This window comes from Rhodococcus cerastii, from assembly GCF_033042195.1.
Taxonomy (GTDB): Bacteria; Actinomycetota; Actinomycetes; order Mycobacteriales; family Mycobacteriaceae; genus Rhodococcoides.
The window spans coordinates 97,764-105,629 of record NZ_JAWLKF010000017.1 but is presented as its reverse complement, the minus strand read 5'-3'; the positions used below and the strand labels follow the sequence as shown (position 1 = coordinate 105,629).

7 protein-coding genes and 1 rRNA gene are annotated in these 7,866 nt (G+C 62.9%); 4 read left to right on the top strand and 4 right to left on the bottom strand.

Translation table 11 applies throughout. The features are described 5' to 3' along the window. From R3P93_RS22320 to R3P93_RS22305, 4 genes are all read right to left on the bottom strand, one after another. Positions 1–73, bottom strand: a 16S ribosomal RNA gene (locus tag R3P93_RS22320); the annotation flags it as partial. Between the two features lie 460 nt (positions 74–533). Beyond that, positions 534–935, bottom strand: a complete 402-nt coding sequence (locus tag R3P93_RS22315) for a RidA family protein (protein ID WP_068050854.1) — start codon at positions 933–935, stop codon at positions 534–536. Then, on the bottom strand, positions 932–1,729 hold the full coding sequence (locus R3P93_RS22310) for an IclR family transcriptional regulator (RefSeq protein WP_317534123.1): 798 nt from the start codon (positions 1,727–1,729) through the stop codon (positions 932–934). The genes R3P93_RS22315 and R3P93_RS22310 overlap by 4 nt, the downstream gene beginning before the upstream one ends. Further along, complete coding sequence (locus R3P93_RS22305) at positions 1,726–2,748, bottom strand: sugar kinase (protein WP_317534122.1); 1,023 nt, start codon at positions 2,746–2,748, stop codon at positions 1,726–1,728. Before R3P93_RS22305 ends, R3P93_RS22310 begins: the two co-directional genes overlap by 4 nt. 129 nt (positions 2,749–2,877) lie before the next feature. Between R3P93_RS22305 and R3P93_RS22300 the strand changes: the two genes are divergently transcribed. Genes R3P93_RS22300 through R3P93_RS22285 form a run of 4 tightly spaced genes read left to right on the top strand, consistent with a single transcriptional unit; the run spans position 2,878 to position 7,864 of the window. Further along, on the top strand, positions 2,878–4,161 hold the full coding sequence (locus tag R3P93_RS22300; protein WP_317534121.1) for a type III PLP-dependent enzyme domain-containing protein: 1,284 nt from the start codon (positions 2,878–2,880) through the stop codon (positions 4,159–4,161). A gap of 15 nt (positions 4,162–4,176) precedes the next feature. Beyond that, entirely contained in the window at positions 4,177–5,790 is a 1,614-nt protein-coding gene (locus tag R3P93_RS22295) for an N-acyl-D-amino-acid deacylase family protein (RefSeq protein ID WP_317534120.1), read from the top strand. Next, positions 5,787–6,425 carry a bifunctional 4-hydroxy-2-oxoglutarate aldolase/2-dehydro-3-deoxy-phosphogluconate aldolase gene (locus R3P93_RS22290; protein WP_068050858.1) on the top strand — a complete coding sequence of 213 codons (639 nt, stop codon included), beginning with the start codon at positions 5,787–5,789 and terminating at the stop codon, positions 6,423–6,425. The genes R3P93_RS22295 and R3P93_RS22290 overlap by 4 nt, the downstream gene beginning before the upstream one ends. Continuing rightward, entirely contained in the window at positions 6,422–7,864 is a 1,443-nt protein-coding gene (locus tag R3P93_RS22285; RefSeq protein WP_037191035.1) for a GntP family permease, read from the top strand. Before R3P93_RS22290 ends, R3P93_RS22285 begins: the two co-directional genes overlap by 4 nt. Positions 7,865–7,866 lie beyond the last annotated feature (2 nt).

Below are 7,866 nucleotides of genomic sequence, written 5' to 3'. Positions count from 1 at the left end.
CTTACCGCTCGACTTGCATGTGTTAAGCACGCCGCCAGCGTTCGTCCTGAGCCAGGATCAAACTCTCCGTAAAAGACCTGCGAAACAACGATCCCCAAAGGAACCGCGAATCAGTCAAAGACATCAAGTCAAATCACTAGCAGAAAAACTCAACTAGCATTTCAAACAACACCCGACAACAACCACCACAAGCGGATGATTGATACATCGAATGCTTTCACCAAAACAAAATATTTCGGCACTGACATTCATCGACACACTGTTGAGTTCTCAAAGAACACGCACACACCGTCACTACCGTTTGCACGGTAACTTCGGGGCTTACACGCTCGAACCCCAGACATGACTCATTACTTTCGAGCCTTGCCTGGGTTGTTCAGTGCATACTCCGTACAACCTCGTCGTCCCAGTCCGTGAAGACCGGGTCGGTGTCCGTGTTGCTCTGACTCGACAAAAGTTACGCGAAGACCAACGCTTACGCAAATCGCCTGGTCAGATGTAATTTTCGTGTGAACATCTGCCGCATGCCTTGATCAGACGATCGCTACGGCATCGATTTCGACCAACATCTCTTCCCTGGGCAGTCCTGTGAACACTGTGGTGCGACTCGGTAGAACGTCCCCCGACGTATGTGCCGAAACGAACTGGCCGTAAGCGTCGTTCATGGTCGAGAAGTCCTCACGCTTGGTCAGATACACCCTCAGCATGACGACGTCGTCGAAGGTCGCACCGCTGGCCTCGACGATCGCTTTGACGTTCTCGAGTGTGCGGGTCGTCTGCGCGGCTACATCGCCTGGATACAGGTATTCACTGGTGGCCGGGTCGACCGGCCCCTGCCCCGAGACCTGAACGAACGGCCCCTTCCGGACTCCCTGGGAAAATGTGTGGGCAGGTGCGGGCGCACCTGTGGTGCGGATTTCGATCTTCTCACTCATTGTGTTCCTTCCTTCGAGTTCTGGTTCTGTGTTCTGTCGTCCTGGGCTTCTTGCGGGTGCCATCCCAATCCTGCGGAGATCGCCGCCGCGGCGTGCTGCACTTCGGGGAGCGTGGCAAGCACCTGCTGATGATCGAGCACCATGTCGGGCACGGACATCGATACCGCTGCCACCACATCACCGGTTCCGTTGCGTACTGCGCATCCGATGCAGTTGACGAAGGACTCGTGCTCCTCGCGGTCTTCGGCGAACCCCTGCTCGAGCACGAGGTCGAGCTCGCGAAGGTAACGCTCGGCCGTCGTGATGGTTCTTTCGGTGAACGGCGTGTAGGTGATGTTGCGTGCAATCTGCACACGCTCCGCCTCCGGCCGCGCCGAGATGAGGACCTTCCCCACAGCTGTGCAGTGGAGCGGCGCAGGCTTTCCGATTCGCGAATACATCCGCACGCTCTGCTGGGCGTCGAACTTGTCGATGTAGATGACGACGCCGGCCTCGTAGGTGGCGAGGTGGACGGTTTGGCCGGTGATCGCGTTCAGTTCGGACAAGTGCGGCCGGGCAATGCTCCGAACATCCCGCTGTTCGAGCGCATGGTTGGCGAGCTCGAACAACCTGGATCCGAGCTGATATCGGTGGTCCGCGTCGTGCTGGACGAATCTGTCGGCTTCCATCGTGCGAAGGAGCCTCAGCACGGTCGTCTTGTGGACCTCGAGAACCGACGCCAGCTCGTCGAGCGACCGCGGTCCGTCGCCGAGCAAGCCGAGCAGTGTCATCGCCCGCGCGAGACTCTGACTCATTGCGACATCTCCGGGTGGCGCGCGGCAGTGGCCGCGTAGTCCAGCCTCGCCCAATCGGCGTCGGCCAGTTCGGCCAGTTGGGTCAGCACCGTCAAGGGAAGCACCGAGGCGATGTCGTCCTGCCCGGTCAACGCACCCGCCGCGCACAGGTGACCGAACCGAACGCGCTCGACGGAACTCCTGCCCAACAGCAGTCCGGTCAGATATCCGCCCGCGAACGCGTCTCCGGCACCAATCTTCTCGACTACGTCGAGCTTCAGCGCCGGTATGTCGATCCGAGAGGCCCCCTCGAACGCCGTCACGATGTGCGCGTCGTTCTTGATCACCAGGTGATGTGGTTGCGGAAACATCTCGCGCAGCTCGGCGGGATCGGACGTGCCGAACACCAGCGCAGCTTCGTCCGCACCCATGAACACCACATCGCTTCCTCGAACATGTTCACCGAGAACATCGGTGGCTGTGTCCGGCCGAGATTTCCACAGCGCCGGCCGATAGTTCAGATCGAAGCTGACGAGAGTGGGCTGATCCATCAAGTATCTCGTCAGATCGGCGGCGGTATCGGAGATGGCCACCGTGATTCCGGTGAAGTGGATCAGGTCGGTACGGGCGACAAGGTTCGCTGCATTCCCGTCGATGTCTGTTGGCGACAGAGCACTCGCAGCCGAGCCGGCACGGAAGTAGGTCATCGCACTGTCTCGGCGTGCGAGGTCGTGGCGGTCGCCGGAACCCGATCCGCGTTGCTTCACGTACATGCCAGTGGGTCGCTCGTGGTCGAGCGTCACACCGGAGGTGTCGACACCTGCCGCGATCAATTGACCGACAAGGTACCGGCCGAATCCGTCATCTCCCACTCGAGAGATCCACGACGCATCGACGCCCAATTGACCGAACACCCTGGCCACGTTGGCTTCTGCGCCTCCGGCTGTGCGGTGGAACGTGTTCGATTTCTCCAATGGGCCCGGCTCGGCAACCAGAACGACGAGGCCTTCGCCCACACACACCGCTCGTGGTGCTTTCACGTCGATCTCCTCGAACTCTTGCGGGAACGCTGACTTTCGTTGCAGACTACAAAGCATAAACACATTGCGCAACCAGCATTGCAAAATACGCAACGCATTTGCGGGTTTTCCGAGACCGAGGAGACGATCGTGATCGACACCGATGCCGTCGAGGCACTCAGCCGACGAGTGCTCGGACCCGAGTACAAGGCATTGCCACCCAGGTCATGGGGGCACACCATCGAGAGCTTTCTCGCCACGTCGCCGCGGCTCTCCGAGTTCACGACGCCCGTCCTCACTCTCGACCGGGCACGCATCGCGTCGAACATCTCGGTCATGGCCGAGTGGACTGCGCGCGCGGGAGTGCTGCTCGCACCCCACGGGAAGACGTCGATGGCCCCGCAACTGTGGAAGCAGCAGCTCGACGCAGGAAGCTGGGCCATCACCCTCGCAACCGGATGGCAAGTTCAGGCAGCACGCGCATTCGGGGTCGAACGCATCGTTCTTGCCAATGCCGAGATCGACCCTGTTGCGTTGACGTGGACTGCGGCCGAGCTGGATTCGCACCCGACATTCGAGTTCTACTGCTGGGCCGACAGCGTCGCAACGGTGCACGAGATGGACCGCATCCTCTCGACGCAAGGAGAACGGCCGGTCGCGGTCGTCGTCGAACTCGGTGGCCCGCACGGCCGAACCGGCGCGCGGACGACAGAAGAAGCGATCTCGGTGGCACGTGCGATCGCGTCGTCGCCGCGGCTGACTCTGGCCGGGGTCGGCGGCTACGAGGGCGCACTGAGCCACGACCGGACCGACAGCGGCCTCGCGGCGGTTCGGACCTATCTCGACAACGTGGCCACCCTCCATCGCGCGCTCGATGCCGAGGGGTTGTACGGCGGGCATGCGATCGTGACCGCCGGCGGCAGCGCCTACCAGGACCTCGTAGTCGAGCGGTTGCACTCTCTTACCAACGGAGAGGGAGTACCTACCGACGTAGTGCTGCGCTCGGGTGCCTACGTGGTGCACGACGACGGCTTCTACTCGCAGATCTCACCACTCACTCCCGCCCGCACCGACGCGCCATTGATGTCGGCGATGCACGGATGGGCTCGGACGGTCTCAAGGCCGGAGCCCGGTCTCGCGCTGCTCGATGCAGGAAAGCGGGACTTCCCGTTCGACGAAGGACTGCCTGTCCCCCAATCCGTTCGAGGAACCGAGACTCTCGACTCCGGTGCCGACATCACAGCGCTGAACGATCAGCATGCGTTCCTTCGCCTACCGGCCGAGGACAGCGGGGCACTGCCGGTGGGATCGGTGGTGCGCTTGGGCCTGTCTCACCCGTGCACCGCTTTCGACAAGTGGCGTCTCATTCCCGTCGTCGACGATGCCGACAGCGACGATCCTCGCGTCGTCGACCTCGTGCACACATTCTTCTAGAGAGTCGAAACCCCCATGTCCGATATCCTCTTTCGAGGTGCCGACGTCATCGACGGCACCGGGTCTCCGCGACTGCGCCGTGACGTTCTCGTACGCGACGGAATCATCGCCTCGATCGCCGAGCCCGGCACCGTTCTCGGTGCCGACAGAATCGTCGATGCGACACCTGGGCAGGTCCTGTCCCCCGGGTTCATCGACATGCACGCCCATTCCGATCTGCGTCTACTGACCGATCCCGACCACTTCCCGAAGATCAGTCAGGGCGTCACCACCGAGGTCATCGGCCAGGACGGCATCGCCTACGCTCCGATCGACGACGCGACGCTCGATGTGGTGCGGCGTCAGATCGCCGGATGGAACGGCAATCCCGTCGACCTCGACTTCTCGTGGCGCTCGGTTTCCGAGTACCTCGCTCGCCTCGACGAGGGGATCACCCCGAACGCTGCCTATCTCGTTCCCCAGGGAACACTGCGGTACCTCGCGGTGGGCCCTGATCAGCGACCGGCGACGCCGTCCGAGATCGCCCACATGCAGGAGTTGTTGGCGCAGGGCCTGCACGAGGGTGCCGTCGGAATGTCGAGCGGTTTGACGTACACGCCCGGAATGTATGCGGACACAAGCGAATTACGCGCGCTGTGCGAGGTCGTCGCCGACTTCGGTGGGTTCTACGCGCCGCACACTCGGTCGTACGGCGCGGGCGCACTCGACGCATACCAGGAGATGCTCGATCTCTCCAGGGAGACGGGATGTGCGCTGCATCTGACTCACGCGACGATGAACTTCGGCGTCAATCGGGGCAGGGCACGAGAGTTCTTGGACCGCGTCGATTCTGCGATCGCGGACGGATGTGACGTCACCCTCGACACGTATCCGTATCTGCCCGGAGCCACCACTTTGTCTGCGCTGCTACCGAGTTGGGCGATGTCGGGTGGCCCGGACCGCGCGCTCGAACGCCTCGCCGATCCGGACATGCGCCGACGCATCGCACAGGATGTCGACGTCGACGGGTCCGACGGCTGCCACGGCGTGACCGTCGAATGGGAGACCATCCAGCTCAGCGGAGTGGCGAATCCGGAGCTCGATCGCTACGTCGGGCGCACGATGTCCGATATCGCGGCCGAGGCGGGTCGATCACCGGTGGACGTGTTCTTCGACTTCCTTCGCCGAGACGCGCTGGCCACCACCATCCTGCAGCATGTCGGACACGAGGAGAACGTGCGCGAGATCATGGCGCATCCACGTCATATGGGCGGCAGCGACGCGATCCTTGTCGGCGAGAAACCCCACCCCCGCGCCTGGGGAACGTTCCCCCGCTACCTGGGTCACTACGTTCGGGACGAGCAGTTGCTCTCGCTCGAGGACTGCATCAATCACCTGACCGGTCGTCCCGCTGCGCGCCTCCGCCTGCGCGCCCGCGGCACGATCGCCGAAGGGCACGCAGCCGACCTCGTCCTGTTCGACCCGGCAACCGTACGCGATACCGCCACGTTCGAGAATCCGAAACAACAGGCCGACGGCATCAGCCACGTGATGGTCAACGGTGCCTTCGCTGTCGACGATCGCCGCCCCACGCACTCTCTGGCAGGCCGTGCCCTGCGGATGGATCCCACCAGAAAGCAGACATCGTGAATGCACTGACCACCATTCTGGAGGACCGCGCACTGTCGGTGGTCCGTGCGCCGCACATCTCCGATCCTGCTGCGTTGGCGAATGCGCTCTCGCGCGGCGGGATTCGGGCCCTCGAATTGACCTTCACCACGCCCGGCGTGCTGGCACTGCTCCGCGCGGCATCGAACGCGGGTGCGGTCGTCGGTGCCGGCACCGTCCTGACCGCCGATCAAGCACGGTCGGCGATCGACGCGGGAGCCTGCTTCGTGGTTACCCCCGGGCTGCGGCCCGACGTTGCCACGATCGTGACCGACGCCGGGATCCCGCTGATGATGGGCGCGCTCAGCCCGTCGGAGGTGATGACTGCCCTCGATCTCGGAGCGGATGCCGTGAAGATATTTCCGGCTCGGACCGTCGGGCCCGCGTATTTCAAGGATCTGCTCGGCCCCTTCCCCGACGCGAAACTCGTTCCGTCCGGCGGGGTCAACGCAGGAAACGCCGCTCAGTTCCTGACATCCGGTGCCGTCGCAGTGACCGCAGGCACCGATGTGGTTCCACCGGCGTCGGTTGCGGCCGGCCAGTGGGACGACATCACCGTGCGAGCACAGGCGTTCGTGGCGGCTATCAATGCAGACATCAAGGAAGGCTCGTCATGAATTCTGTCGTCGACTGGCTGCGAACCTCAACGCCAGGCCTACTCGTATTGTGCGGCATCGCAATTGCGGTACTGCTCATCGTCATCATCAAGGTCAAGCTCGAACCGTTCATCGCACTTCTCATCGTCGGCCTCGGCTTGGCTCTGGCTGCCGGCTTGCCCGTCAACGAGATAGTCGGCACCGCCATCAAGAGCAACGAATCGCTTCTCGAAACCGGATTCGGGGGCATCCTCGGGCACATCGCAGTGATCATCGGACTGGGCACTGTCCTCGGCGCGATTCTCGAAAAGTCCGGTGGCGCGCAGGCACTGACCGCCAAGCTACTGGGCGTCTTCGGGGAACGCGGAGCACCCATCGCAATGGGACTGCTGGGCTTGATCTTCGGCATTCCGGTGTTCTTCGACATCGGCATCTTCGTATTGGCACCGCTGGTGTACGTGGCGGCGCGCCAAGGCGGAAAGTCGTTGGTGCTCTATGCGCTGCCGATGCTGGCAGGGTTGTCCATGACGCACGCCTTCTTGCCACCGCACCCGGGACCGGTCGCCCTCGGTGGTCTGCTCGAGGTGAACCTGGGGTGGCTCATCCTGTTCGGATTCATCTGCGGAATACCAGGATTCATCGCCGCCGGCCTGGTGTGGGGTAACTGGATCGGCAAACGCATCATCGTCGACGTCCCCGAGGACTTCATCAACGACGGAAACGATGCGAGCACCACCGAGGGTGGAGGCGCAGGCACGGTCGCGACCAAGCGTCCGGTCGTCACCACGCCGCCGTCGGTGGGCACCATCGGAGCGATCATCGCAGTTCCACTGGTCCTGATCCTCGGTGCCACGTTCGGCAGCATTCTGCTCGATCCCGGCAACCTACTCGAGGTGCTCACCTTCTTCGGCACCCCGGCCGTCGCGCTTCTCATCGCAGTTCTGATCGCGTTCTATGTTCTGGGCATTCGACGTGGATCCACGGTCCAGGAACTCAGCAAGCTCACCGGTGAGTCACTTCGCCCGGTGGGCATGTTGCTACTCGTCGTCGGAGCGGGCGCATTTTTCGGGAAAGTCATCTCGGCCACGGGCATCGGCACCGCGTTGGCCGACACCATGGCGGCCGCAGGTCTTCCCATCATCGTGTTGGCGTACATCATCAGCTGTGCGCTGCGCGTGGCGCAGGGCTCGGCAACCGTGGCCATCGTGACGACCGGCGGCATAGTCGGGCCCCTGGTCGCAGCCCAGGATTACTCGGCTCCGGCCGTCGCGCTGATCGCCATGTCGATCGCAGCGGGCTCGATCATCGCCAGCCACGTCAACGACGGCGGCTTCTGGATCATCGCGAAATTCTTCAACCTGACCGTCAAGCAGACGCTGCAAACGTGGACGGTCCTCGAGACGATCCTGTCCGTGGTCAGCTTCGCCGTCGCGGGGATCCTGTTCGCAATCATCGCCTAGAG

What these genes read in the sequence shown, in the direction of transcription:
- R3P93_RS22315 (WP_068050854.1), bottom strand. Translation starts at nt 935, where the DNA reads ATGAGTGAGAAGATCGAAATCCGCACCACAGGTGCGCCCGCACCTGCC.
- R3P93_RS22310 (WP_317534123.1), bottom strand. Translation starts at nt 1,729, where the DNA reads ATGAGTCAGAGTCTCGCGCGGGCGATGACACTGCTCGGCTTGCTCGGC.
- R3P93_RS22295 (WP_317534120.1), top strand. Translation starts at nt 4,177, where the DNA reads ATGTCCGATATCCTCTTTCGAGGTGCCGACGTCATCGACGGCACCGGG.
- R3P93_RS22285 (WP_037191035.1), top strand. Translation starts at nt 6,422, where the DNA reads ATGAATTCTGTCGTCGACTGGCTGCGAACCTCAACGCCAGGCCTACTC.